At 52.9% G+C, this 24,710-nt stretch carries 16 protein-coding genes; 9 read left to right on the top strand and 7 right to left on the bottom strand.

Annotation, left to right across the window (positions count from 1 at the left end):
• The first annotated feature begins 107 nt into the window (after window positions 1–107).
• From J3P34_RS20020 to J3P34_RS20000, 5 genes are all read left to right on the top strand, one after another.
• A complete protein-coding gene (locus tag J3P34_RS20020; protein ID WP_210490418.1) occupies window positions 108–2,345 on the top strand; it encodes an ATP-dependent helicase in 2,238 nt (745 codons plus the stop codon).
• A 212-nt stretch (window positions 2,346–2,557) separates the two neighbouring features.
• Window positions 2,558–3,220 (top strand): DUF4290 domain-containing protein, encoded by a 663-nt coding sequence (locus J3P34_RS20015; RefSeq protein ID WP_210464438.1) that lies wholly within the window; start codon window positions 2,558–2,560, stop codon window positions 3,218–3,220.
• Between the two features lie 6 nt (window positions 3,221–3,226).
• Window positions 3,227–4,531, top strand: a complete 1,305-nt coding sequence (gene murA, locus J3P34_RS20010) for a UDP-N-acetylglucosamine 1-carboxyvinyltransferase (RefSeq protein WP_210490416.1) — start codon at window positions 3,227–3,229, stop codon at window positions 4,529–4,531.
• A 514-nt stretch (window positions 4,532–5,045) separates the two neighbouring features.
• On the top strand, window positions 5,046–5,867 hold the full coding sequence (locus tag J3P34_RS20005) for a DUF4349 domain-containing protein (protein WP_210490415.1): 822 nt from the start codon (window positions 5,046–5,048) through the stop codon (window positions 5,865–5,867).
• Between the two features lie 184 nt (window positions 5,868–6,051).
• A complete protein-coding gene (locus J3P34_RS20000) occupies window positions 6,052–7,296 on the top strand; it encodes a serpin family protein (protein WP_210490414.1) in 1,245 nt (414 codons plus the stop codon).
• 148 nt (window positions 7,297–7,444) lie between these two features.
• Here the strand turns inward: J3P34_RS20000 and J3P34_RS19995 are convergent, their stop codons facing one another.
• Window positions 7,445–8,626, bottom strand: a complete 1,182-nt coding sequence (locus tag J3P34_RS19995; protein ID WP_210464433.1) for a THUMP domain-containing class I SAM-dependent RNA methyltransferase — start codon at window positions 8,624–8,626, stop codon at window positions 7,445–7,447.
• A 233-nt stretch (window positions 8,627–8,859) separates the two neighbouring features.
• On the opposite strand from J3P34_RS19995, the gene J3P34_RS19990 reads away from it, so the two are divergent.
• The 3 genes from J3P34_RS19990 (at window position 8,860) to J3P34_RS19980 (ending at window position 11,875) form a co-directional block, all read left to right on the top strand.
• Window positions 8,860–10,155: a sugar MFS transporter gene (locus J3P34_RS19990; protein ID WP_210490413.1), complete on the top strand. Its 1,296-nt coding sequence runs from the start codon at window positions 8,860–8,862 to the stop codon at window positions 10,153–10,155.
• A gap of 148 nt (window positions 10,156–10,303) precedes the next feature.
• Entirely contained in the window at window positions 10,304–11,323 is a 1,020-nt protein-coding gene (gene murB / locus J3P34_RS19985; protein ID WP_210490412.1) for a UDP-N-acetylmuramate dehydrogenase, read from the top strand.
• An 18-nt stretch (window positions 11,324–11,341) separates the two neighbouring features.
• Complete coding sequence (locus J3P34_RS19980; RefSeq protein WP_210490411.1) at window positions 11,342–11,875, top strand: hypothetical protein; 534 nt, start codon at window positions 11,342–11,344, stop codon at window positions 11,873–11,875.
• A gap of 101 nt (window positions 11,876–11,976) precedes the next feature.
• Here the strand turns inward: J3P34_RS19980 and J3P34_RS19975 are convergent, their stop codons facing one another.
• The 4 genes from J3P34_RS19975 to J3P34_RS19960 form a co-directional block, all read right to left on the bottom strand.
• Window positions 11,977–14,385, bottom strand: coding sequence for an endonuclease MutS2 (locus J3P34_RS19975; protein ID WP_210490410.1), 2,409 nt, complete (start codon window positions 14,383–14,385; stop codon window positions 11,977–11,979).
• 418 nt (window positions 14,386–14,803) lie between these two features.
• Window positions 14,804–15,583 carry a TIGR02757 family protein gene (locus tag J3P34_RS19970; RefSeq protein ID WP_210490409.1) on the bottom strand — a complete coding sequence of 260 codons (780 nt, stop codon included), beginning with the start codon at window positions 15,581–15,583 and terminating at the stop codon, window positions 14,804–14,806.
• 222 nt (window positions 15,584–15,805) lie between these two features.
• Window positions 15,806–16,822 carry a septal ring lytic transglycosylase RlpA family protein gene (locus J3P34_RS19965; RefSeq protein WP_210490408.1) on the bottom strand — a complete coding sequence of 339 codons (1,017 nt, stop codon included), beginning with the start codon at window positions 16,820–16,822 and terminating at the stop codon, window positions 15,806–15,808.
• Window positions 16,823–17,109: 287 nt separating this feature from the next.
• Window positions 17,110–19,575: a type IA DNA topoisomerase gene (locus J3P34_RS19960; RefSeq protein ID WP_210490407.1), complete on the bottom strand. Its 2,466-nt coding sequence runs from the start codon at window positions 19,573–19,575 to the stop codon at window positions 17,110–17,112.
• Between the two features lie 311 nt (window positions 19,576–19,886).
• Between J3P34_RS19960 and J3P34_RS19955 the strand changes: the two genes are divergently transcribed.
• Window positions 19,887–21,263, top strand: a complete 1,377-nt coding sequence (locus tag J3P34_RS19955) for a hypothetical protein (RefSeq protein WP_210490406.1) — start codon at window positions 19,887–19,889, stop codon at window positions 21,261–21,263.
• A gap of 121 nt (window positions 21,264–21,384) precedes the next feature.
• Here the strand turns inward: J3P34_RS19955 and J3P34_RS19950 are convergent, their stop codons facing one another.
• Together J3P34_RS19950 and J3P34_RS19945 are read right to left on the bottom strand one after the other, a co-directional pair.
• Complete coding sequence (locus J3P34_RS19950) at window positions 21,385–22,947, bottom strand: SulP family inorganic anion transporter (protein ID WP_210490404.1); 1,563 nt, start codon at window positions 22,945–22,947, stop codon at window positions 21,385–21,387.
• A 376-nt stretch (window positions 22,948–23,323) separates the two neighbouring features.
• Window positions 23,324–24,709 (bottom strand): HAMP domain-containing sensor histidine kinase, encoded by a 1,386-nt coding sequence (locus J3P34_RS19945; protein ID WP_210490403.1) that lies wholly within the window; start codon window positions 24,707–24,709, stop codon window positions 23,324–23,326.
• Window position 24,710: the final 1 nt, after the last annotated feature.

Genomic DNA, 24,710 nt, shown 5'->3' with positions numbered 1-24,710 from the left:
CAGCCGTTTTGGGCAAGATATTCAGAAACCAGCCTCAAAACGAGGTCAGGAAATGCGACTTTATTCCGTAATTTTGTGTTCTCCCTGAAGAAAGAATAATTGTGAGCATGGATTACCTGAAACTCCTGAATGAGTCACAGCGAGCCGCTGTTTTAAATACCGAGGGCCCTTGTATGATTATAGCGGGTGCGGGCTCGGGCAAGACCCGGGTACTTACCTACCGCATCGCGCATTTGCTGGAGAAAGGCGTGGACCCGTTCAACATTCTCTCCCTCACCTTTACCAACAAGGCCGCCAAAGAGATGCGGGGCCGGATTGAGAAAGTGGTGGGCCCTGAGGCCAAGAACCTTTGGATGGGAACCTTCCACTCGGTTTTCTCGCGCATCCTGCGGGCCGAAGCCCAGAAAATAGGCTATCCCAGCCACTTCACCATCTATGACTCCGATGACTCCAAGACGCTCATCCGGAACATAGTGAAGGAGATGAACCTGGACGATAAGCTCTACAAGCCCAACATGGTGCTGGGGCGTATCTCCGCGGCCAAAAACAAACTGATCTCCGTGGCCCAGTACCTCAGAGACCCGGCCATCCAGGCGGATGACGAGGCCGCGCTGCGCCCCAAAATAGGTCAGATCTTCAAAACCTACGCCGAACGCTGCTTCAAGGCCGGCGCCATGGACTTTGACGATCTGCTCTTCAACACCAACGTGCTCTTCCGCGACCACGTGGATGTTCTGAACAAATACCAGCACATCTTCAAATACGTGATGGTGGATGAGTACCAGGATACGAACTATAGCCAGTACCTGATTACCCGCAAGCTCTCGGCCAAGGACCGTAACATCTGCGTGGTGGGTGATGATGCCCAGAGTATCTATGCCTTCCGCGGCGCGGATATCCAGAACATCCTCAACTTTGAGCGCGATTACCCAGAGCTAGAAGTGTTCAAACTGGAGCAGAACTACCGCTCTACCCAGCACATCGTGAAGGCGGCTAACTCTGTGATCAAGAACAACAAGGCGCAGCTGCGCAAGAGCGTGTTCTCTGAAAATGAGGAAGGTCAGCTGATTGACGTGATCAAGGCCAGCTCAGACAACGAGGAAGGCAAACTGGTGGCCCACGCCATCTTTGAGGAGAAGATGAACCAACACCTCTCCTACGAGGACTTCGCCATCCTTTACAGAACCAACGCCCAGTCCCGGGCCATGGAAGAGGCCCTGCGCAAGATGAACATCAAATACCGCATTGTGGGTGGTCTGTCGTTCTACCAGCGCAAGGAAATCAAGGACTTGATCTCGTACCTGCGTCTGGCCATCAACCATAATGATGAGCAGGCCCTGCGCCGCGTGATCAACTATCCCAAACGCGGCATTGGCGATACCACCATAGAGAAACTGATTGTCACGGCCAACGAGACCAACCACAGCATCTGGGAAGTGGTGAGCCACGCGAGCCAGTTGGTAGGCGGCAGAGCAGGCCAGGCCATTACTGATTTTGCCACCAAGATCAAGAGCTTCGCGGTCATTGCCCAGGAGAAAGATGCCTTTGAGGCGGCCACGTATATCGCTAAGCACTCGGGGCTGGTAGATGACCTGTACGCCGATAAATCGGTGGAAGGTTTGGCCCGCTACGAGAACATTCAGGAACTGCTGAACGCGATCAAGGAGTTCGTGGATGATCCCGAGAAAGAAGACAACTCCCTGGCCCTGTTCCTGCAGGACATCGCCCTGCTCACTGATACCGATACCAAAAAAGAAGAAGAAGGCGAGTACGTGACCATGATGACCATCCACTCGGCCAAAGGTCTGGAGTTTAGGAACGTGTTCATCGTGGGCATGGAGGAAAACCTGTTCCCGAGCCAGATGATGCTGCAGTCCCGCGCCGATCTGGAGGAGGAACGCCGTCTGTTTTACGTGGCCATCACCCGCGCCGAGAAAAAGCTGACCCTCTCCTACGCCACCAGCCGCTACCAGTGGGGGAACCTGCGGGCCGCCGAGAAAAGCCGGTTCATTGACGAGATTGACCCAACGTTCCTCAACTTCAAGTTTGGCGATGAGCGCGGTCCGTTTGAGAAAGTACTGCAGCGCAAAACGCCGGCGGCCCAGCTGATTTCCCCGGCCAAGAAACCGGCTGCGGCCCCGTCCTACAATCCGCCCGCCGACTTCACGCCTAGCGATACTTCCAACCTAACGGCCGGCATGCGCGTAGAGCACCCTAAATTCGGGTTCGGGACCGTCACCAAGATGGACACCCAGGGCAATTCCAATAAAGCCATCATTGAGTTTGAAGGCGTGGGTGAGAAAACCCTGCTCCTGAGCTTTGCCAAGCTGCGCATACATGCGTAGTTGTTAGTGATTCGTTTTTAGTTATTAGTCTTTGTAAGGTTATCATGCTGTTTTGGCTCCGTTTCAGGAAAACAGAGCCAAAACAGCATGATAACTACTTCATTTCCATAGCCTTTGAAACTACCTATTGCGGCCTTGCAAACACTAATCACGAATAACTAACAACGAACAACTAATTTTCCTAATTTTGACTTTGCAACACATTCCATTACATGGTAGCCAGTTCCACATTTAAACAAGAGCTCTTGCTGCGGGAGTACGGCCGCAACGTGCAGAACATTGTTCAGTACATCCTCACGGTAGAAGACCGGGGCAAACGTACGCAGTTGGCACAATTGCTCGTGAACCTTATGGGTCGGCTGAACCCTAACGTAAAGGACATTCAGGATGCCCAGCAGACGCTCTGGAACCACCTCTACGTGATGTCTGACGGCAAGCTGGACGTGGACGCGCCCTTTACCCTGAGCGCCATGGAATACCTCAATGACAAGCCGCAACGGGTAGATTATCCAGTGCAGAACCCCAGGTTCAAGCACTACGGCACCAACCTGGAGCGCCTCATTGACAAAGCCAAGCAAATCAGCGATCCGCAGGAGCGCGAGGCCGCCATCGTCTCCATCGGGAAATTAATGAAGGTGCTGTACCGCACCTATAACAAAGACAGCGTGACCGATGAGGTGATCCTGGAGAACCTCCGCGACCTGTCTAAAGGCGAACTGGATCTGGATCCTTCGCTCCTGGAAAAAGGAAATCTGTTTGAAAGTACCGTAAAGGCGCCGCAAGGCCCGGGTAACAACTACCAGAACAACAACCAGAAGTACAAGAACAACAACCAGAACAAGAATCAGAATCAGAACAGAAGTAAGAATAAATAAGAACGCATGGCTTCTTTTGAAGTAATAGGCGGCCGTACTCTACACGGCGAGATTATCCCACAGGGAGCAAAGAACGAGGCGTTGCAGATTCTGTGCGCTGTGCTTTTAACCGCTGAGCCGGTTATTATCTCCAATATTCCCAACATCAGGGATGTAAACAAGCTGATTGAGCTTTTAAGGGACATGGGCGTTCAGGTGGAGCAGACTGCGCCAGACACCTATATCTTCACGGCCGCAGACGTTATCCTTGATTATCTTACCACCGATAAATTCATTGAGCAGGCCCGCGCCATCCGTGGATCGGTGATGATCCTGGGTCCTATGCTGGCCCGTTACGGAGTAGCCAAACTGCCTAAACCGGGCGGGGATAAAATCGGTCGCCGCAGGTTGGACACGCATTTCCTGGCATTTGAGAAATTAGGTGCCAAGTTCACCTACGATGCCAATGACAGCTTCTACCACCTGGAAGGCAAAAACCTGAAAGGCACCTACATGCTGCTGGACGAAGCCTCGGTGACCGGAACCGCCAACATTGTAATGGCCGCCGTTTTAGCAGAGGGTATCACAACCATCTATAACGCCGCCTGTGAGCCTTACCTGCAGCAGCTTTGCAAAATGCTGAACCGCATGGGTGCCAAGATCAGCGGCATCGGGTCTAACCTGCTCATTATTGAGGGCGTGGAGAAACTGGGCGGCACCGAGCACCGCATGCTCCCAGACATGATCGAGATCGGATCTTTCATCGGCCTGGCCGGGATGACCGGTTCTGAGATCACCATCAAAGACGCGCAGATCCGTGAGCTGGGCTTAATCCCGGATACCTTCCGCCGGTTGGGCATCAAGATGGAATTTCACGGCGATGATATCTACATCCCGGCGCAGGACCATTACGAGATTGATACCTACATTGACGGCAGCATTCTGACGGTTTCTGACCACACTTGGCCAGGTTTCACTCCAGATTTGCTTAGCATCGCGCTGGTGGTGGCTACCCAAGCCAAAGGAACCGTGCTCATTCACCAGAAGATGTTTGAGAGCCGCCTGTTCTTCGTAGACAAACTCATTGACATGGGCGCGCAGATTATTCTCTGCGATCCGCACCGTGCCACCGTGATTGGCCATAACAGACAAGTATCCCTGCGCGGTATCTCTATGACTTCGCCTGATATCAGAGCCGGGGTAGCCCTGCTCATCGCCGCGCTTTCCGCCGAAGGCCGCAGCGTGATCCACAACATTGAGCAGATCGACCGCGGCTACCAGAACATTGACGGCCGTCTGAACGCCCTGGGCGCACAAATCAACCGTATCTAGTTCTTAAGCGGAGTTGTCCGTTTATAACCCATAAAGCAGAAAAGGAGCCTAAAACAGGTTCCTTTTCTGCTTTATGGGTTTTTTGGTTGTGGAGTTATTTGCTCAAGGATAGCTTGTAAAGCTCGTAAGCTGAATAACCCACACCCCTACCCCTCCGAGGAGGGGAATCTACTTTGAGCCACTTATACTAATAATAGGCGTCTTTTCAGATCTAAAAGATTGCAGTACTCACTTCCACATTATCCTATACTTCCTTCTTGGGTGGAAGTAGGCTTAACTTTTGCCCCTTTCCAAAACGATATTCAATATTTTTAGCACAATTTCCCAATTCCTATTTTAGGCATATTTCCTCCAAAACAGGCTTAAAACAGCCTACTGCTTCCGAATTCACATGAATTCCAGCTGGCTAAAAATGTTCGGCAAACGCTTAAGTTGGTCTTTATATTGTCCTGTTTTTGCGGGTTACCTTTTTGAGTCAGATAGGATTAAGGTGAAACCTAAGCGAATGAAACCTATGAAAACCAACCTCTCCCTCCTCTCTCTTCCCTTTTTAATTGCAGGTTCCGTGCTGTTCAGCGGGTGCGCGGCCAAAGAGTCTGCCTCGGTCATGGAGGATTCTGCGCAGCAGGCGACCACAGAAAGTACTCCGGTGACAGACAACGCAGCCAAAGACAAGGCAAAGTCTAAAACCCAGGACCACGTGATCCGGCAGGCCGAAGTGAAGTTCCAGGTGCAGGACCTATCAGCTAGTACGCAGCGGGTGGAGGCTAAGGTAGATGAAATGGATGCCACGCTCGCCAACACCACCCAACACCAGAGCGATGACGCCAAAACGACGGAGTTCGTCATTCGGGTGAAACCCGAGAACTTTAAACCGCTATTGCGGCAGCTGCAGAAAGAGAGCGTGGTGATAGATGAGCGCACCATCACCACTGAGGATGTAGGCATGGAGTACGTGGATCTAGAAGCCCGTAAGAAAGCGAAGTTGGCGGTGGAGCAGCGGTTCATGGGCTTGTTGAAGGAAGCCAAAAACATAAAGCAGATCCTGGAGGTGGAGCGTGAGATACAGCTTGTACGCGAAGAGATTGAAAGCACCGAGGCCCGCCTGCGTTACCTGCAGAACCAGACTTCATACAGCACCATCAAGCTTGCCATGTACCAGGTGATTCCTGTGCCGGTAGCCGTGGAGCCAAGCTTTGTGACCAGACTTGTGGAGGCCATGAACACGGGCTGGCAACTATGGCTCTCGCTGATTGTGGGTTTGTTCTACATCTGGCCGGTTTGGTGCGTAGTGCTCGGCATTTTCATCTTCCTCCGGAAGCGGAATCTGGCCTAGCCGTTTAGGTCCTGTTTCTAGCAAAAGACCGCCAAAACATAAACTAGCGGTCTTTTAGTTTTACAATGTAGAACAGGTTAAATTTAACTTTTAGTAGATGCAACTATCTGCCCGGGTAAAGGGTCATCTTGCTGAATAACCTGATCTAAAACTTACAACGGCATTTACCTTAACCCCACCCTCCATGAACAAGACTTTACTGAAAACATCTTTTCTGGCCATAGCAGGCTCCCTGCTGATGCTCACCAACGCCTGTGAGGGCCAGGATCCTAGCCCGGAAGACAATACGCCCAAAACCCGGCCGCTTACGGTCCAGGAATCCAAAACCGTGGCTGGTTCCAACGAGTTCGCCTTCAAATCCTTCGCGCAGATAAGCCAGCTGGAGGAAGGCAAAAACGTGTTCATCTCGCCACTGAGCCTGAGCATGGCCCTTAACATGACTTACAACGGCGCGGCCAACGGCACCAAAGAAGCCATGAAGCAAACCTTAGGCTTAGGGGATGCTTCAGACGAGGAGATCAACGCATCGTTCAAGAGCCTGGCTGAGCTGTTGGTGGGCATGGACAAGAAAGTGGAATTCACCTCGGCTAACTCCATTTGGCTGAACGATCATTTTGAGTTGCTGGCGCCTTTTGTGAGCACGAACCAGAATTACTTCCAGGCCACCGTGAAGCCGCTGGACTTCTCCTCACCCACCGCTAAAGACGAGATCAACAACTGGGTGAACGACAAGACAAAAGGCAAGATCAAAACCATTGTGGAGCAGATGACGCAAGATCATGTGCTCTTCCTCATTAATGCCATTTACTTCAAGGGAGCCTGGACTTACCAGTTCGACAAGCAACTCACCGCCCCAAGGCTGTTTAAGTTAGAGAATGGCGCCACGGTATCGCACCCGTTCATGACCCTACGCAAGGGCAAGTACCTCATGTACCGAGATGCGACTAAACAAGTCATTGACCTACCCTACGGCAACGGTCAATACAGCATGACCATGATTGTGCCCTCGGGCCAGCGCACGGTACAGGACCTTCTGCCGGAGTTGTCCCACGCCAATGTGACGCAATGGTTAGCCGAGGCAGATACTTCTTCCCTGGAGCTGAAAATGCCCAAATTCAAGCTGGAGCTGAAATATAGCGAAAACCTTGAGCAGGCTTTGAAAAACCTGGGCATGGCCGTGGCATTCAGCGACCAAGCCGATTTCAGCCGGATCAATGCCACCGGCAACCTCAGTATCTCCGAGGTGAACCACAAGACTTTTGTGGAAGTGAACGAAGAAGGCACCGAAGCCGCGGCGGCCACCTCGGTGGGGATTATGGTGACTTCGGTCCCGCTTTCTGTTATGATTGACAAACCGTTCGTGTTCCTTATCCGGGAAAAATCAACCAACGCCATCCTCTTCATCGGGAGACTCATGCAACCCCAGTAAGGCGCTTTGGCGAAAGCTAAAAATACAAACCCCGTTTAAAGGCCAATTTCCCGAAAATGGCCTTTAAACGGGGTTTGTATTTTTATAAGAGACTTACCAGTTAAAAGAAGCAAAGTCTAATCCGCAACTCACTCACTCACTCACTCACTCACTCACTCACTTCTTTCTCTCTGCGGCTGCCGCGGTAGAGTTCATATTTGAAGAGACGGCACTCAATGGGGCCGTTGTAGAGCGGGATGCGGCGGGATGGCTTTAACCCGATGTGCTTGGCGGCTTCCAGGTTACCGGTGAAGATGGCAGCGTCCCAATCCTGGAAGTTGGCTTTGAGGGTGTCGCCAATCATTTTGTAGAGGCCGTTGATCTCGCTTTCGTCACCAATCCGTTCGCCGTAGGGCGGGTTCATGACAATGATGCCTCTATCTGTTGGTTTCACCGCTTCCTTAAAATCTAATTCTTTGATGCGCACGAACTGGTCCAACTCAGCATACTCCAGGTTCTGGAAAGCGGCTTCCACAAAGTCGGGGTCCACGTCAGAGCCATAGATATCCACTTCCACCTCCAGGTCTTCTTTGGAGAGGGCATCCTGGTACACGCGTTTGTAGAGGTCGGCATCATAATCTGGCCAGCGCATGAAGCCGTAGTCGCGGCGGTACACGCCCGGCGCTATATTGTGGGCAATCATAGCCGCCTCGGCCAGAAACGTCCCGGAACCACACATGGGGTCATACAGCGGTGATCTTTTGTCCCATCCGCTCAACAGCAAAATGCCGGCGGCCAGTACCTCGTTCAGCGGGGCCACATTGGTCTGTTGGCGGTAACCCCGGCGGTGCAGTGAGTCGCCCGAGGAATCCAGGGCCAGGGACACGATGTTCTCGTGCATGTGCAGGTTGATCCGGACATCCGGGGTAGTCACATCAATGTTTGGACGCCGGCCGGTTTTCTCCCGGAATTGATCCACGATGGCATCTTTGGTCAGTTGAGACACATACAGCGAGTGCTCAAACGTGGAGCGCGATACCACCGCGTTGATGGCGAAGGTATCATTCAGGCTCATGTATCTGTCCCAGTCCAGTTCCCGCACCTTCAAATACAGCTCTTTCTCGTCACGGGCTTTGAACTGGGCAAAAGGCTTTAGAATTCTGATAGCAGTGCGGCAGCACAGGTTGGCCTGGTACATCAGGTATTGGTTTCCGCTGAAGGTTACCGCCCGCACGCCTGGTTTCACGTACTGCGCTCCCAGATCGCGGAGCTCCTGCGCCAGCACTTCTTCCAGACCCGCCAGGGTAGTTGCCGTCATATTGAAATTACCCGATGATTTTGCCTTGGCCATGTGCGGAGCGTTAAGTGATGCGTCTGTTTTACGAGGCCGCAATTTCGAAAAAAAAGCAGGGACAACCGCAGCTTTTACCGCAAGGACTAACTCTATTTGACTTTTTGAATACAATTAACCGTCTTCTGAGCCTGGCACGCGGAAAAAACATAAACTTTCGGGCTTGCGATGGTTTACCGCACAGAGATAATTCTTAATATTGATACTCGTGGAAAATTCTTCTAAACGTAGCTATGTCTAAAATAATGTCTTCGGCTTCTTCTCCTAGTCAGGTACAAGCCCCCCAAACAAACTACACCCGGGCTATGGCCATCATTGGGGCACTGTTCTTTGTGTTCGGGTTTGTGACCTGGCTCAACTCCGTCCTAATCCCCTACCTTAAGATCGCCTGTGAACTGACCAACTTTGAGGCTTACCTGGTGGCGTTCGCTTTTTACATCGCTTACCTGGTCATGGGGGTGCCGGCGGCCTGGCTTCTGAAGAAAACCGGCTACAAAAAAGGCATGTCGGTGGGTCTACTGATCATTGCAGCGGGAGCGCTGCTCTTTATACCGGCGGCCATGACGCGCACGTACGCGGTGTTCCTTTTGGGTCTGTTTGTGCAGGGAACCGGTTTAACGGTGCTGCAGGCGGCAGTGAACCCTTATATCTCCATCATCGGGCCACCCGAAAGTGCGGCCAAGAGAATCAGCATCATGGGAATATGCAACAAGATGGCAGGTTCCGCGGCCCCTTTTATCCTGGGTAGTATTGTGCTGGCCGGCGCCGATGAACTGGTAGCCAGCTTGGCCACGATGGATGCCGCGCAGAAAGCCGCCGAATTAGATGCACTTGCTTCACGCGTGATCACGCCTTACCTGGTAATCATGGCGGTGCTGGTCCTTTTATCAGTTTTCACCTACTTCTCAGGCCTACCAGAGGTAGATACCGACCAGGAAAGCGAGACGGTGGCCGCGGCCAACACCGGCAAAACCAGCGTGTTCCAGTTCCCGCACTTAGTAATCGGGGTAATCAGTTTGTTTCTTTACGTGGGCGTGGAAGTGATGGCCGGCGACACGGTCATAAGCTACGCTGCCAGCCAGGGCGTTCCGCTCTCCGATGCCTCGCAATACACTACTTACACTTTGTGGGCCATGATCACGGGTTATGTGATCGGGATCATCGCAATTCCTAAAATCATCAGCCAGCACAAGGCGCTGCAGATCTGCGCTGTTTTAGGGGTGATTTTCACGTTGATGGCCATTTTCACCGACGGCAATACCTCGGTACTCAGCATCTCTTTACTGGGTTTGGCGAACTCGCTGATGTGGCCTGCCATCTTCCCGCTGGCCATCGCTGATCTGGGCCGGTTTACCAAAATAGGTTCCTCGCTCCTGATCATGGGTATTGCCGGGGGCGCATTGCTGCCACTGCTGTACGGTTTTCTGGTAGACGTCCTGAACCCGCAGAGCGCCTACTGGATGATGGTCCCTTGCTACCTGTTCATCTGGTACTTCGCTGCTTTGGGTTATAAAATAAGAACCAGATAAGCTTATGGTCAATTTTAAGGCCGATTTTTAGAAATCAGCCTCAAAACAGGAAAGCCACCTCTATCCGGGGTGGCTTTTTGTTTACAGCCTCTTAGAGTAATATTTTGTATAGTTGCGTACTTTTGCCCTTTCACTCCACTTGCCACCCATGAAAATTGAACGCGACGCCTCGCTGCAGCCTTACAACACCTTCGGAATTGATGCCAAAGCCACCCTGCTGGCCGAGTTCGCCTCGGTGGATGAACTGCGGGAACTCCTCCAGAATTCCGAAGTACAGGTGTTGCCCAAACTGATTCTGGGCGGCGGCAGCAACGTGCTTTTCACCCAGAATGTGGAAGCAGCCGTTCTCCTGAACCGCATCAAAGGCATTACCCAAACCCCGGAAGAAGACGGGAAACACGTGCTGGTGACCTCGGGTAGCGGTGAGACCTGGCATGAACTGGTGCTGTACACGCTAGAGCATGACCTGGGCGGCATCGAGAACCTGTCGCTGATACCTGGTACGGTGGGCGCCGCTCCCCTGCAGAACATTGGGGCCTATGGTGTGGAGCTGAAAGACACCTTTGTTTCTCTGGAGGCACTGGAGATGGCTACCGGCAACGTGGTGACGTTCAACAAGGAGCAATGCGGTTTTGGGTACCGCGAGAGTGTGTTCAAGAAAGAAGCCAAAGGCCAGTACATTGTCACCTCAGTTACCCTCCGCCTCACGAAAGAGCATACCTTCAACACTTCCTATGGTGCCATCCAGGACACCTTAGCGCAGCAGCAGGTGAAGGAACTGAGTCTGAGAGCCATCAGCGAGGCCGTGTGCCACATTAGAAGAAGCAAGCTGCCAGATCCGGCCCAGATAGGGAACGCAGGCTCCTTCTTCAAAAACCCCGAGATTGCTTTGTCCATGTTTGAGATGCTGAAAGCGCAGTACCCCGGCATCCCGGGTTACCCGGTGAGCCCCGAGATAATGAAGGTTCCGGCAGGTTGGCTTATTGAGCAATGCGGCTGGAAAGGAAAGGTGCTGGGCAAACACGGCGTGCACAAAGACCAGGCGCTGGTGCTGGTGAATTACGGCGGCGCGGCCGGCAATGACGTGAAGGACCTGGCCTACGAGATCATCCAATCGGTGCAGGATAAATTCGGCATCACGCTCACCCCCGAGGTAAACATCATCTAAGGCTATCCGCCAGCACGCATGACCACCGCAGATTTCCAGGAGCTCCTGACCGAAGGCAAACCCAACAGTAAGGGTCGTGCCGATGAGGTTGCCCAAATCATCCTGCAGAACGGCGAAGAAACCCTGGCTGCTCTATGGCCCTGCCTGTACCACTCTGAATATGGTGTGCGGGCCCGGGCGGCACATGTGGTGGAAGCCGTCGCGAAAAAGCAACCCGGGTGGTTCAAGCCCTACCAAGAAGAAATCCTTGAGCGATTGGCCCTACCTGACCTGGACCCCGCTTTCAACTTTTTCATCCCTTCTTTACTGGGTCTGCTGCCCTGGTCTGATGAGGCCGTGCCCACCGTCTTGGATCGGCTGCAATACTGGCTCCGGCACCTGGACCACCAGTTTGTGAAAGTGTTCTGCCTGCAGTCCCTCACCGACCTTGCCCGGCAGCAGCCCTGGCTAAAGCAGGAGGTGGTGGAATTGGTGCACTACCACATGGCCAAGGGCGGCAAAGCCATTAACGCCAGAGGCCGGATGCTCCTGAAAACTCTGGCAAAACTATAAGACTTAGTATCCTGAAATAAAAAAGGGCCCGCGTTTCTGCAGGCCCTTTTTGTATGTACTTGATTTGAGGCTATTTTCTGGAAAACAGCCTTAAAACGATCTTACTTCAGCACGATGATGGAAACCCCGTCTCCACCGCGTTCTATGTGTTCATCGGCTACGCTGGCTACTTCGCGTAGGGTACGCACGTAATCCCGGATGATCTGCTTGAGAATACCGTTTCCGCGTCCGTGAATGATTTTCACCTCAGGCATGCCCAGCATGATGGCGTCATCCATGAAGTTCATTACGGTGGTAAGGGCTTCCTCGGCGCGTTGACCGCGAACGTCAAGCGTGTATTGGAAATCGGCCATGCGTTGGGTCACATCTAGTCCTTTGGAAGGCACGGTGGCCGTGGCCAGTTCCTTTTCCTTCTTGGCTTTCTCGCGCACAACGTTCGGGTCAGGGCGCTCCAGTTTCTCCAGCTTCACAATGGTTTTCAGTCCGCCGAAGCTCACTTCCGCCGTCTTCCCTTTGATGGCCAACAGCTCACCCACCGAGTCCTGCCCGATCAAGGCCACACGCTCACCTGGCTGCAGAGGTCCGGTTGGCACCGATCCGTTCCGTTTGAAGACCGGCTTCGGCTCGGGCGTGAGGGTCTCCTTGAACGTCTCCAGTTGCTGACGGGCCGCTTTGGTTTGTTCCTTGTCGGCCTGGCTTCGTTTGATCTGCTCAATGGTGCTCTCGATCTGCTGGTTCGCGTCTTTCAGGAGCAGCTTGGCCTGGCCTTTGGCGGTCCGGATGATGTCCTGCTTGCTTTCCTCCAAGTGCTGCTTGAGGGCAGTGTACTCATCTACCTGTTTCTGCAGTTTGCGCTCATGTTTGGCCACGGCCGCGTTTTTGCGTTCCAGGTCGGTTTTCTCCTGCTCCAGTTGCTCCAGCAGTTTGTCGTAGCGGATCTTCTCCTTCCCTACCAGCGTGCCGGCTTTGTCAATGATGTTCTTCGGCAAGCCGATTTTGCGGGCAATCTCCAGCGCAAAGGAAGAACCCGGTTTCCCGACCTCCAGTTGGTACAGCGGCTGCAACTCTGCGGGGTTATAGCGCATGGCTCCGTTAACGATGCCTTCGTTTTTCTCCGCGAAGTTCTTCAGGTTGGTGTAGTGGGTGGTGATCACGCCAAAGACCTTCTGCTGGTGCAGTTGCCCCAACACCGCCTCGGCAATGGCCCCGCCCAGCGCTGGCTCCGTCCCGGTACCGAACTCGTCGATCAAGACCAGGGATTTTTTATCTGCCAGCAGCACAAACTGCTTCATGTTCTGCAGGTGAGAGCTGTAGGTACTCAGGTCGTTCTCAATGGATTGCTCATCGCCCATGTCCAGGAAAATATCCCCGAACAGACCAGCCTCAGAACCCTCGTCCACCGGAATCAACAGACCGCACTGCAGCATGTACTGCAACAAACCAGCGGTTTTCATGGCCACCGATTTACCCCCGGCGTTAGGTCCGGAGATCAGCAGGATGCGCTGTTCCTGGTCCAGGTCCAGCGACAAAGGCACGGCTTTCTTGCCTTGCGCCTGCAAGGTCAGGTGCAAAATGGGGTGACGCGCGTTCCTCCACTTCATCACCGGGCGCTTGTGTAATTCCGGCATAATGGCACCTAGCTTGTTCGCAACCACCGATTTAGCTCGGATGAAGTCCAGGAGCGCCAGGAACTGGTAAGCCTTGCGTAGCGCCGGCAAGTGGTGACGCACCTGATTGGTAACGGCCGTCAACAGCCTGATCAGCTCGCGATGGTAAGCATTCTCCAGGTCTTTGATGTCGTTGTTGAGTTCAAAAACGCTCTCGGGCTCCAGGTATACGGTCTGCCCGGTAGCCGATTCATCGTGGATTAGGCCCTTGATGCGGCGCTTGTACTCGGCAATCACCGGAATCACCAGACGACCGCCGCGGATGGTTGGCTCAGCATCGCCGGGGGTCCAGCCTTCGTTTTTGGCGTGGCGCAGGATACTGCTGATGGTTTTCCGGAGTTGGGTCTGTTGCCCAATCAGGTCTCGTTTCACGCGCTGCAGTTCCGGCGAGGCATCGTCTTTCACGTTGCCGTTATCGTCAACCAGTTTCTCCAACGCAGCCACCAGTTGGCGGTCTACTTCTACCCCAATGGTAAGGGCTTTCAGGGCCGGGTACTCGCCTTCCTCAGACTCCACGAAGAAGCCCAAAGCCTGACGGATGGCCCGCAAGGACATCTTCACCTCAAACACGCCGCGCACCTCCAGGAAAGCTCCTTCCAAGGCGGCGCGGTTCAAGTGCTCGGTAACGTCAAAATAATAGCTGGAGGGGAAATCCTCGCCGGAGCGCAGGATGTTGGCAAACTCGTGGGTTTGCTGCAACAAACGCTGAACTAGGTCAAAGCGGTCCAGGAAAGAAACCCGTTCCACGAATTTCCGCCCCAATGGGCTTAAACAGGCCTCAGACAACATCTCTCTGATCTGGGTGAAGCCTATCTTCTGTTCAAAATTTGATGGATATATCAAGTCTTTGTTTTTTCTAGTTTTATTTCGTTTCAAGCCCGCTTTTGCAAAAATAACTTAAATACGGGATTGGTCAGGATTATAGAACATAGTCTGGGCATTCTATGTTCCTCGTGGGTATAAAGATTTACAAGAGGGAAACGTATTTAACATATTTTTTAAGACAAAGACATAAGTAGTACTTTGCCCTTGGCCCTTCATTGGGCATTGTGCTTGTTGGTGATAACACCAACAAGGGCGAACGAAGGTGTATTGCTTTCTCTCCAATGACGTAGATGCTTCTATTTAATAGAGAGCCTCCCTCCCCTCTTTGTCATCCTGAAAGGACCTTGTGAGCGGACTGCTAAAGCAGTGGCTCCAAGCCTTTCTAGTTCGCCCACAAGATCTTTCCAAGATGACAAATTGAGAAAAAAGCAAAACCTCAGAACTTCTCCTCAATGCCTAACCCAAATAAGGCATAGTCATACTTTACCGGATCTGCGGGGTCAAACTGGCGGAGGTTTTGGGTGAGTTCCTCGGCCATGGCCCAGTCTGATTGGGTGCGTTGGATCAAACCCAATCGGCGGGAGACGCGCTGCACGTGCACATCGCAGGGACAAACCAGGTCCGCGGGCGACATGCGCTGCCATATCCCGAAATCAACGCCCTGGTCATCCTGCCGCACCATCCACCGCAGGTACATGTTGATGCGTTTACAGGCTGATTTTTTAGCGGGTGTGCTAATGTGCTTGCGGGTGCGGTGCGGGGCCTCAGGTAAGGAGAACACCAGGCTGTAGAAGTGCTCCAGACGGGCTTTCTGAGAGTGAATCGGTGTTTCGCCATTACCCAGAAAGGCTTTCTCCAGGCTGTCGTGCTGCTCATAGAACCAGCGGAAGAAGTACACCAGGTATAGCAGATCGGTGTCGTTGAAGGTGCGGTGCTTGAACCCGAGGAGGTTCTTCAGGTCCTCATCCTGGTGTTGGGTGATGAACTGGTACGGAACGTTGTCCATGCGCTGTAACAGTTCCCGGCACTTGTTGATGATGGTCTTCCGCTGGCCCCAGGCCAGAATGGACGCAAAGAACCCGGCGATCTCAATGTCCTGCTTCTGGGTGAACAGGTGCGGAATAGACACCGGGTCGTGCGGGATGAAGTCTGGGGTGTTGTATTTCCGGTAACGGTCTTCCAGCAGGTTTTCCAGTTGCGCGAACGAGTAAGACATTGAATTAATTAGGAATGGGGAATTAAGAATTAGGAATAAGGGACAAGTCCCGAAGAAGATCTACAGCTTTTGCCGAAGACAAGTTGAACTCACTGGGCCACCTCTCCCCTGATCTGCTTCCGGCCTGTTTTCAGGAAATAAGCTTAAAAACAGAAGAGGCAAAAGACGGGCCGTAGTGGCTTCCGTTTTTTGCCTCTTCTGAAAAAATGAGGTTATAATCGCTTAAGGCATGTAGGATACTTCTACCCGGAAGCGTTTGTCAACGGCGCCAATTTGCTGGCAGGCTTTTCTGGAAAGCTTCACCACCACTTTGTCGTTATCACCGGTAGCGGGCAGTTTACCAATTACGCGCACGTACACGGTTTGGTCATTCATCGGGTTTTTCACCGCCATGATGGTGCCTACCGGGGCCGACTTGTGCAAGGCCAGGAATTTGTTCGCATCGGTGCGGGTTTCAATCTGCTCGGCCATGCCACTCTCGTTCACCCTTGAAACATACTCAGAAGTCTTAGAGGCCGGTTTGTCGTCATCGGCATCAGCTTTGTCGGCTTTTTCTGCTTTATCTGCCTTAGCAGAGGCGGCATTGGTGGTTCTGGATGAAGTGGCAACCGGAGTGGCCGGGCTGGCAGCCGGCGTGTTGGAGGCCTGCTTAGGCGTGGTAACTACGTCATCAGACTCAGGCACGTACACTTTGGCGTTGGCAGCAGCAGCGGCCGGGGCTTTTTCACCGGTGCCTACAATGAGTTTCTGGCCCACTTTCACGGTTGAGGCAGTGAGCTTGTTCCACTTTTTGATGTCATCAATGCTTACCTGGTGCTGGTTGGCAATGGAGAACATGGTCTGGCGGGCCTGCACCGTATGGATTTTGTTTCCTTTGGCATCTACCTCGTAGGTGCGGTTTGCGGCCGGGCTGGCTGCGGTCTCCGCCTGTTTGCTGGAGGCGGTGGTGGAATTAGAAGCAGAAGCAGAGCTGCCACCTTCAATGGGAATAAGAACCGTTTGGCCCACAATCAGGGCTTTGTTCACGTTCTTGTTAGCGGCTACAATTTTGTCAACGGCTACCGCGTACTTGCGGGCCAGGCCGTAAAGGGTTTCGCCGGGTGTTACTTTATGGGTGATGTAGGTTTTTCCGTTCTGGACCTTCACCCCGGTTGAATCACGCAGGAACAACGTCTCTGCGGAGGCAGCGCCGTATGATACCATGAGGCATCCCAGAACAAACACAAACTTCTTTAACATGGACTCTACTTCGTTTAATCAATTACAAACATAGGGGGAGTTCAAAACTTGCCTATTTCAGAGGTTTTCTGCCCCAGAGAATACTTTTCCCTAATTCAGAAAGGCGGCTCCTGGTTCCAAAGCAGCACCAGAAGGCTTAAACAACCCCGCTGAATCTGCTAAGAGGGTGTAAGTTACCAAAAAAACCGAAAACCTTCTGCCTTCCTTTCCCGTTTAGAGCTCCTCCCAAACTGCCTTCCTCCGGCTCAGCGGGCGGAAGGCAGCCTTTCTTATAACTGATTTTCTCCCTAAAACTGATATACCACCTTAAATTCCTCGTTCAATTTAAGCGCAGCCTCAAATTTGTTGCCAGTCTTGGGCGAGGTGAAGCCTTTGATCTTACCGGTCTTTCCTTTCAGGATCAATGCCTGGATCTGGCTTTCAGATAAGGTCTTCCCGTGCAGCTCAAATGGCACCATGAACTGGCAACCTTCCCTGAATCGGCTGCACCCGTAGGCGGTCTTTCCTTTGAGCATCTGCCCCTGGCTGCATTTGGGGCAGATCATGACCACGGGCTTCTGTTCCTTGGCCTGGGCTTTCTCCAGTTGCAGTTCATGGGTGGGCGACAACATAAAGGCGGCGTCAAACTTCTCGCCGGAGGCCTCGTCCACGAAGCCTTTCACCACTGTGCTCTTGCCTTTCTTCAAGAGCGCCTGCACCTGTTTCTCGCCCAGCGGCTTGCCCTGGAAGGTCATGGGCAACCTGAACGTGCAGCCTTCCCTAAAGCGTGCGCAGCCGTAGGCCTGGCTCCCCTTCAGGATGGAACCGGTGCCGCAGGCCGGGCAAGTACCTAATCCACCCGCGGGCGATGGGACGTTTTTGGCCTCTTTTTTGGATTTCGGCTCTTTTTTGGCGGGCTCTTTCTCCTGGGTTTTGGCGGCAGCAGTTCCAGCGGGTTGCAGGGTCACGGTTTTGTTGTCCTGCTTTACCTCCTGCACCATTTCCCACACCAGGCCCTTGAGTTCGCGCAGGAAATCATCGGCGGAGAACTCGCCGCCTTCAATCTGCCGCAGTTTCTTCTCCCACTGCCCCGTCATCTCCGCAGATTTGAGCGTAGGGTTCTTGATGACCTGGATCAGGTCAATGCCCATCTGGGTAGGCAGAATTTTCTTTTTCTCCTTCCGGATGTAGTTGCGCTTGAACAGCGTCTCAATAATAGCCGCCCGGGTGGAGGGCCTTCCAATTCCGTTTTCTTTCAGCGCTTCTTTCAGTTCATCGTCCTCCACCTGCTTGCCGGCGGTTTCCATGGAGCGCAAGAGCGTGGCCTCGGTGAAGTCCTTAGGCGGGCTGGTGGATTTACGCTCCAGCAAAGGCTCGTGCGGGCCGCGCTCGCCGGCATCAAAGTGCGGCAGCACAGCCAGGTCCTCTTCTTTCTCCTCGCCTTCGGCGGATGGTTTTCCGGCCGGTTTGGGGGCCGCTGGGTTTTCCTCGGGCCCGTAGACCACGCGCCAACCGGGCTCTAGGATCTGCTTTCCCTTGGCCCGGAACGCGTGCTGCGCCGCCTCGCCGTTCACCACCGTGTTGCTCACGATACAGTCTGGGTAGAACGCCGCAATGAACCGTTTGGCCACCACATCGAAGACCTTGGCCTCGGTCCCGAACAGCCCCCTGGCCTCTGAGCCCGTAGGAATAATGGCGTGGTGATCAGTGACCTTGTTGTTGTTGAAGACCTTCGCCGACTTCCTGATTTTCTTGCCCAGGAGTTCCTGTGTGAGGTGCTGGTACCCGGTGAGGCCGCTCAGGATACTGGGAATCTTGGGGTAAATATCATCGGGCAGGAAAGTCGTATCCACGCGCGGGTAACTGACTACCTTTTTCTCGTAAAGGCTCTGTACCGTCTTGAGCGTCTCATCCGCTGACATCCCAAACTTGTTGTTGCACTCCACCTGCAGCGAGGTCAGGTCAAAAAGTCTGGGCGCACTCTCGGTGCCCTTCTTCGTCTCCACATCCTTGATCTCGAACTCGGCGGGCCTGATCTGCTCCAAAATGGCCTGCGCTTTGGCCTCGTCTTTGAAACGGCCCGAAGTGCTGCTGAAGGTGACCTCGCGGTACACGGTCTTCAGCTCCCAGAACGGCTCAGACTTGAAGTTCTGGATTTCCAGGTGACGGTGCACAATCATGGCCAGGGTAGGCGTCTGCACGCGGCCTAATGACAGCAGTTGCCGTCCCTGCGCGTACTTCACGGTGAACAAGCGGGTGGCGTTGATGCCCAAAAGCCAGTCACCGATAGCGCGGCTCTTGCCAGCCTGGTACAGCTGGTCAAACTCCTTGCCGTCGCGTAGCTTGGCAAAGCCTTGCCGGATGGCTTCCTCGGTCAAAGAAGAAATCCAGAGGCGTTTGAAGGGCTTGCGGTATTTGGCCTGGTGCAGAACCCAGCGCTGGATCACCTCCCCTTCCTGGCCGGCATCGCCGCAGTTGATCACCTCCTCGGCATTTTCCAGCAAAGTCTGGATGATCTTGAACTGCTGTTCTACCCCTTTGTTGCTGATGAGTTTGATGTCAAAACGGTCCGGCACCAGGGGCAGGTCCGGTAGGTACCAGCGCTTCCAGTTGGGGTTGTAGTCATCGGGTTCGCAGAGCTGGCAGAAGTGCCCGAAGGTCCACGTGACCTGGTACCCATTGCCCTCAAAATAGCCGTTCATCTTGGTCTTGGCACCAATCACATGGGCGATTTCACGGGCTACACTGGGTTTTTCGGCGATGCAGAGTTTCAAGGCTATTTATAGGAAAACGGGTCAAAAACAGACCACAAAGGTACAAAATTTAGGGCCTTAACCCAATTCCGAAGCTTGAACGCGCATATATCACTTTACCTATATATTGGAAATTTTGCAGCACTACATCGATTTTCTTTACCATTTATTTATCAATCAGTTACCCCACTTGAAAGCCCTTACATCCGTTAGGTTTTTACACCGCATTTTGGGATTTATACTAAACAAGGCCAAAATGGACTCGTATACATTAATCGGTGCCCCCTGGGGCATCATATGAATCCATCATTCACCTTAAACTATAAACAACTATGAGAAATCACGGAATGGGGTACGATGCGTTTAACTCGTATCGCTCTGGAAATGAGAACACCAGTCGTAGTGAGTGGGGCAGCTTAGGCAACCGCACAGAGGGACAAGGAAATAAAGACTATCAATCTTACGGCGGTAGCATGAACCGCGGCAATACCGGAGACCGCGGTGAAAGCAATTTCACCAGCCAAGGCGGCTCTATCTACAGTGGCCACCAAGGCGACAGACAAGAAAACCATTACAGCAGCCAAGGCTCTAACTACGGCGGAAACCAATACCGCACTGGAAACCAAAGCGACCAAAACAGAGGCGGAATGGGTGGCCAGCACGGCAATACCAGCGGCTGGAGCGGACACTCCATGCAAAGCGGCAATATGCAGGGCTCCTCCATGCAAAACCGGGGCGGCTCTAACCAGGGCAGCTACGGCTCTTCTATGGGTAGCGGCTCTAACTACGGTTACGGTTCCTCAATGGGCAACCAAAGCAGCATGAACCAAGGCGGATACGGCTCAGGATCTAGCCAAGGCTCTTCCGGCAACTACGGCTCTTCAAACTACGGATCACGCGGTGGCTCTAACTACGGCCAAAGCGGATCTTCCAACACCGGCGGCTCTTCTCGTGATATGGGAACATACGGCGGCGCCCGTTCTGGCTATGCCGGTTCTTCTTCCGGGCACTCCATGGGAGGCGCCATGGACAGAGGAAACGCCTACAGCAACTATGGCAGCTCTAATGACTTCAGAGGCTCAGGTTCTGGCTACGGCTCATCAAACTACGGGAGCCAAGGCGGACAACAGTCTGGATCCAGCAACTACGGCGGGTCTTTTGGACACAGCGGGTCTTCGTATGGGGGCAATACTGAATCTAATTACGGGCAGTCTTCCAGAGGCGGTTCTGGATATGGAATGAGCAGCGGCTCAGGCATGGGCTCTTCTTCTGGCATGAACAGAGGCTCCAACTCCTGGGACCGGGACAATGACCGTCACTCCAGCGGAACCTCCAACATGTACGGCACCAACAACCAAAGCAACTACCGCAGCGGAAGCAGTGGCAGCAGCTGGATGAACGATGATGACCATGATCATGCCCGTTTCAGCCACGGAAACGCCAACGAAAACCGTTACTCAGATGACTACAGCCATCCGTCTAACATGAACCGCGGCAGAGACTATGATCAGGATAGATATCAGAACCGCCGCAATGACGACAATGACGACAACCAGGGCGAAGGCTTCTTTGAAAGAATAGGCCACGGTATTAAAGATGCCTGGAACAGCATTGCCGGTGACGACGATGACAATGACAACAACCGCAGAAACTCTGCCGGTGGACCTCCTTACAACTACGGCGCAGGATCTAACAACGCCGGGTGGTAAACCACCGCTTTGAATAAGTGATTTAAAAAGAAAGCCCCGTCAATATGGCGGGGCTTTCTTGCTCAACACTAAAACAGTTATAGGAACAATTAATCTGGGGATATGCGATGGGTTACGTCCACTAATGCATGTCCATGGTTTTCACCCCAGGTATGTCGCGCAGCGTAAGCCGGATGTCTTTTTCGTGGGCAACGGTTCTGAAATTCTGGATGGCTTCCAGTACATCGTAGTCAATGTAGGTAGACTGAGAACCGTCAATCAATACTTCGCTGTTCTCCGGCAGATGGTCCAGGGTAAGGGCCACACTGGCTTTGTTCAGGAAAGAAACGTTCTCGCTAAGTTTGATATGGATTTTCTCCTGGCCGTTGTGGTTCTCGCGCTTGAAGAAGTAAGGCGATTTGTAGTTGGCCTTAAGGATGTAGAAGACCCCTACCACCAAACCAATGCTGATACCTTTCAGAAGGTCAGTGAACAGGATGGCCACAATGGTGATGATGAACGGCAGGAACTGGTCCATGCCTAATTTCCACTGCGTTTTGTAAAGAACCGGTTTGGTGAGTTTAAAACCTACCATGAGCAATACGGCAGCCAGGGCAGCCAAAGGAACCAAGCCCAGCACATTGGTCAGGAACAGAATGCTCAGCAGCAGGAACACCCCGTGGAAGAAGCTGGACAGTTTTGACTCACCTCCGGCGTTTACGTTAGCGGAGCTACGCACAATCACCGCGGTAAGCGGAATACCGCCAATAAGACCACTGATCATGTTACCAACACCCTGAGCCTTCAGCTCACGGTTGGTGGGGGTGCGGCGCTTATGCGGATCAAGTTTATCAACGGCCTCTACACTCAGCAAGCTTTCTAAACTGGCTACAATGGCCAGGGTAATGGCAACCACCCAAACGTTGGCGTTGGTGATGGCGGCCCACTCAGGGAAACGCAATTCATTCAAAAGAGAAGCCGGACCAGAGATTTCCGGCAGGTTCACCAGGTGCGAGTCTGCGATGGCCAAAGCAGGGAAAGAGTTCTGGAACAGCAGGAACAAGCCAATGGAAACAAGTACCGCAATAAGGGCCCCTGGAATCAGCTTGAAAATGGCAATTCGCTGCATAAACGGACGCTCCCACAGAATAAGAATGGCCAGAGAGACCATACCCACAATCAGGGACCCTAGCTGTAGTTTGTTACTGAAAGCGTAGCTAATCTCAGAGAAGGTATTGCGCCCATCAGATTGGAAGAAGTCAAGGTCACCCAGGAAATCATTGTCAGCGCCCAGGAAGTGGGGAATTTGCTTGAGTATGAGGATAAGCCCGATAGCGGCCAGCATTCCTTTGATTACCGATGATGGGAAGTAAAGCCCAATGATACCGGCTTTCAGGAAGCCCAGGATCACCTGGAACACCCCGCTCAGCACCACGGCCAGGAGAAATACCTCAAAACTCCCCAGGCTCTGTATTCCGTTCAGTACGATAACCGTCAAACCCGCGGCCGGACCGCTCACGCTCAACTGTGACCCGCTCACCCACGAAACCACCAAACCACCCGTAACCCCGGCAATCAGACCAGCGAAAAGTGGTGCCCCGGAGGCCAGGGAAATACCCAAGCATAGCGGCAACGCTACCAAAAACACCACTAGTCCCGCAGATAGGTCTTTCCCTACCGTACTAAATAATCCTCGCTCTTTCATAATTCCTGTTCCTTGCGCCAAATTGCAATTCTGGCAAGCCAATAACCCTTTTAGTGTAATCTATCCTACAAAAGTCATTGAATGAAATTAAGACCGAATTAAAACGAGATTAAAAATTGATTAAAATGAAAATACAGGGATTAAGCACTCTTGGTACCTTTTAGCCCAAAATCAGCTGTTTTGAAGCCTTTTCTAACAAAACATGCTTAAAACATAGCCTTAAAGCAGGTTAAAAATTTTCTTAAGTTCACCTTAGAAATCACCTGAACATGAAAAAACCGTTTAAGGGCCAGATTGTAAAATATGGTCCCTAAACGGTTTGCTTACTCAGGAAAATGCCAGCGGCATTGAGCACCAATAGACTAGTAGAGGCTGCTTAAATCTTGAAGACCTCGTAGAGTTTTGGGAGGGTGATGGTGACTTCGGTGCCCTGATTCAGCTGGGAGTACACCGCAATGGAACCCCGGTGCAGCTGAATGATCTTCTCCGCCAACGGCAACCCGATGCCGTGGCCGGAGATATCGCGCACGCTTTCGGCCCGGAAAAAAGGCACGAACACCTTGCGTACGTCTTCCGGCGCCATGCCTATCCCCCGGTCGCGCACCCGCAAAATCAGATCCTTCGGCTTCACCTCAATGGAGGCCGATATGGTTTTATTCGCACCTGAGAACTTGCCGGCGTTCTCCAGCACGTTCACCGTGGCAATGAGCAGCAGCGCCTCGTTGCCTTTAATGATGAGTTCGTTTTCGTCTTCGGGCATATCCAGGAACTCTACCTCTACCACCATGGTGGGCTGGCGCTTGCGGGCCTCGCCGCAGGCTTGCCACACCAGTTCGTCCAGCCGCAACTCACTCATCTGTATCTTGGAAGAGTCTGTGCTGGCCTGCACCATCTGCAGCAATCCGTTGGAGAGCTGGGTCAGCAGTTGGGCATCTTCCAAGATAGATTGCAGCACCCGCTCATACTCCTCCGGCTGGCGCTTGTTCATGAGGGCTACCTGCAACTCACCAATCATGGCGGTGAGCGGGGTACGCAACTCATGAGAGGCATTGGAGACAAAAGTCTTCTGCACCTCAAATGCGGTTTCCAGTCTGTCCAGCAGGTTGTTGAAGGTTTTAGCCAGCATGGCCACCTCATCCTCCCCATCGCCTTGGCTCAGGCGGCGGTGCAGGTCAGAGGCATTTATTTTCTCCACCTCAGAAACTACTTTCAGGAAAGGGTTCAGGGCCGCCCGCGAGAAAGCCATGCCGCAGAGCACCACAATCACCAGGGCCATTACAAAACCCGTGATTAACAGCGTGCGTAGGTGATACAGCTTGTTCAGGTTGTACAAGTCAATGGAAGAGGCGAACACAAAATGCACCTGGCCGCGGTGCAGGTATCTGATGCCCACCATCTGACGGTCGCCTTCCTCCATATGCACTTCTCCTTCTTTTTTCAGGCGCTCCAGAAGCTTGGGCGGCACCTCCACGCTTTCTTCTCCCTCACTGAAAATAAGGTTCTGGTTTTGGTCAAAGACTTTCACCACCTCACGGGGCAGCATCTGGAAGTAAAGGCGCTGGTCCAGGGCGTGCTGCTGTTGGCTCACGGTATCAGCATCCAGCACATAGTGGGCGGTGGCGTAAGCCCGGTTCAGGATACGGCCGTAGAAATCGTTCTTGCGGTAAAGGGCGCTGAAATAATACACCGACAGCGAGAAGAAAAGCAGGATGCCGGTGAAGATCAGCGTGAAGCGAAGGGTGAGAATGGTCTTGATCTTCATC

Origin of the sequence: Rufibacter aurantiacus (assembly GCF_017916345.1) — a bacterium.
In the GTDB taxonomy this organism is placed as follows: Bacteria; Bacteroidota; Bacteroidia; order Cytophagales; family Hymenobacteraceae; genus Nibribacter; species Nibribacter roseolus.
This window is presented reverse-complemented; position numbering and strand designations above follow the sequence as displayed.

Excerpts from the sequence above, each read along its gene's own strand:
- J3P34_RS19955 (WP_210490406.1), top strand. The coding sequence starts at position 19,887 with ATGAGAAATCACGGAATGGGGTACGATGCGTTTAACTCGTATCGCTCT.
- J3P34_RS20000 (WP_210490414.1), top strand. The coding sequence starts at position 6,052 with ATGAACAAGACTTTACTGAAAACATCTTTTCTGGCCATAGCAGGCTCC.
- J3P34_RS19990 (WP_210490413.1), top strand. The coding sequence starts at position 8,860 with ATGTCTAAAATAATGTCTTCGGCTTCTTCTCCTAGTCAGGTACAAGCC.
- J3P34_RS20005 (WP_210490415.1), top strand. The coding sequence starts at position 5,046 with ATGAAAACCAACCTCTCCCTCCTCTCTCTTCCCTTTTTAATTGCAGGT.
- J3P34_RS19965 (WP_210490408.1), bottom strand. The coding sequence starts at position 16,822 with ATGTTAAAGAAGTTTGTGTTTGTTCTGGGATGCCTCATGGTATCATAC.
- J3P34_RS19970 (WP_210490409.1), bottom strand. The coding sequence starts at position 15,583 with ATGTCTTACTCGTTCGCGCAACTGGAAAACCTGCTGGAAGACCGTTAC.
- J3P34_RS19980 (WP_210490411.1), top strand. The coding sequence starts at position 11,342 with ATGACCACCGCAGATTTCCAGGAGCTCCTGACCGAAGGCAAACCCAAC.
- J3P34_RS19995 (WP_210464433.1), bottom strand. The coding sequence starts at position 8,626 with ATGGCCAAGGCAAAATCATCGGGTAATTTCAATATGACGGCAACTACC.
- J3P34_RS19950 (WP_210490404.1), bottom strand. The coding sequence starts at position 22,947 with ATGAAAGAGCGAGGATTATTTAGTACGGTAGGGAAAGACCTATCTGCG.
- J3P34_RS20020 (WP_210490418.1), top strand. The coding sequence starts at position 108 with ATGGATTACCTGAAACTCCTGAATGAGTCACAGCGAGCCGCTGTTTTA.
- J3P34_RS19945 (WP_210490403.1), bottom strand. The coding sequence starts at position 24,709 with ATGAAGATCAAGACCATTCTCACCCTTCGCTTCACGCTGATCTTCACC.
- J3P34_RS20015 (WP_210464438.1), top strand. The coding sequence starts at position 2,558 with ATGGTAGCCAGTTCCACATTTAAACAAGAGCTCTTGCTGCGGGAGTAC.
- murB (WP_210490412.1), top strand. The coding sequence starts at position 10,304 with ATGAAAATTGAACGCGACGCCTCGCTGCAGCCTTACAACACCTTCGGA.
- murA (WP_210490416.1), top strand. The coding sequence starts at position 3,227 with ATGGCTTCTTTTGAAGTAATAGGCGGCCGTACTCTACACGGCGAGATT.